Source organism: Streptomyces sp. NPDC029216 (genome assembly GCF_040648015.1).
In the GTDB taxonomy this organism is placed as follows: domain Bacteria; phylum Actinomycetota; class Actinomycetes; order Streptomycetales; family Streptomycetaceae; genus Streptomyces.
Genome location: NZ_JBEZWL010000319.1, coordinates 1 through 1145, shown reverse-complemented (window position 1 = coordinate 1145; position 1145 = coordinate 1). Strand labels below are relative to the sequence as shown.

The window sequence follows — 1145 nt, the reverse complement described above, 5'->3', positions numbered from 1 at the left end:
CGCGCGGCGTGCGTGTGTTCCGCAACCGCGCCGTCGGCAGCCTTGGCGAGAGTGGTGGCCATGGTCGTCACCTCCTGGGATGTACGGGCCTACGGGCTTACGGGGTTATTTGGTGCCGAGGCCGGCGTCGGAGACCTCGGGCTTGCCGGCGGCCTTGAGGACCTTGTTCAGGAGCGTCAGGTCGTAGATCCCGGCCAGGTCGGGCTTCTCCAGCAGCTTGGCCTTCACCGCCCAGTCGGCCTCGGTCTTCAGGGTTGCGGCCAGCGGGTCGTCGGTGACGAGGATGGACTGCCAGGCCGGGTCGAGGATCTTCGCGTCGAGTTCCTTGCCGCTGTCGGCCTTGAGCTTGGCGTTCGCGGAGGCCTTGGCCTGCTCCGGGTTGGCGGTGATCCACTCGTTGGTCTTGACCGTGCCGCGCAGCACGGCCTCGACGACGTCCGCGTGTTCCTTGAGGAACTTCTGCGACACGATCACGTTCGTGATCACGAACTTCTTGTCGGGCCACAGGGAGGTCTCGTCCAGCAGGACCTGACCGCCGTCGGAGACCAGCTTGGAGGCGGTGGGCTCGGGGACCCACGCGCCGTCGATGGAGCCCTGCTTGAAGGCGTCCGGGGTGACCTTGTTGTCGGTGCGCACGACGGAGACGTCGCCCTTGCCGGACTCGGGGTCGACCTGCCAGCCCTTCTCGGAGATCCAGTTGAGGAACGCGACGTCCTGGGTGTTCCCCTTCTGCGGGGTGGCGATCTTCTTGCCCTTGAGGTCGTCGAGGGTCTTGATCTTGTCGGGGTTCACCACGAGCTTGACGCCGCCGGAGGCGGAGCCCGAGACGATCCGCAGGTTCGAACCCTTGGACTTCACGTAGCCGTTGACCGACGGGGAGGGGCCGATGAAGCCGATGTCGAGGGAGCCGCCGTTGAGGGCTTCGATCTCGGACGGGCCGGCGTTGAAGGTCTGCGGCTTGATCGCGGTGCCGCCCAGTTCCTTGGCGATCAGGCCTTCCTGAAGACCGACCAGCGCGGTCGCATGCGTCAGGTTCGGGAAGTAGCCGATACGCACCTCGGAAGCGGACAGCTTCTTAGCGCCGTCAGTGGCCGCGACATTGGCCTTGTCGTCCTCCTTCTTCGCCTCGGAACCGTAGCCGCAGG

1 protein-coding gene is annotated in these 1145 nt (G+C 66.1%); it reads right to left on the bottom strand.

Translation table 11 applies throughout. From position 1 onward, the window contains the following. Positions 1 to 105: 105 nt before the first annotated feature. On the bottom strand, positions 106 to 1145 hold a 1040-nt coding region (locus AB0F18_RS39310), incomplete at its 5' end, for an aliphatic sulfonate ABC transporter substrate-binding protein (protein ID WP_362070370.1).